Source organism: Bacillus cereus group sp. N6 (assembly GCF_016483705.1).
Classification (GTDB): domain Bacteria; phylum Bacillota; class Bacilli; order Bacillales; family Bacillaceae_G; genus Bacillus_A; species Bacillus_A wiedmannii.
Genome location: NZ_JAEHBI010000259.1, coordinates 1 through 304 on the forward strand (window position 1 = coordinate 1; position 304 = coordinate 304).

Consider the following 304-nt stretch of genomic DNA (forward strand, 5'->3'; position numbering starts at 1 on the left):
GACAAATCAGTTTTCGTGTGAGTGATGACGAATTTGCAAAGTTGCAGCAGTCAGCTGAAACTTTGCAGTTGAGTGTGTCAAACTTTGTAAAGAAGAAAGCACAGGGGAGTCGATTAGTTTCTCCGAAATTTGATAAAGAGACGAGACAAATCATTGCTAGGAATTTAAGTCAGATGGGAAACAATATGAATCAAATTGCAAAATATTGTCATATGCATAAGGAGGGCAATATAGACTGGGAGCGTTTAAATTACAATATCGAGCAATTACGAAAAGAAGTGAATGAGTTATGGCAACGACTAAA

Annotated in this window: 1 protein-coding gene; it reads left to right on the plus strand. The window is 36.8% G+C overall.

From position 1 onward, the window contains the following. On the plus strand, positions 1 to 304 hold a 304-nt coding region (locus tag JDS99_RS31220; RefSeq protein WP_199696521.1), incomplete at both ends, for a plasmid mobilization protein.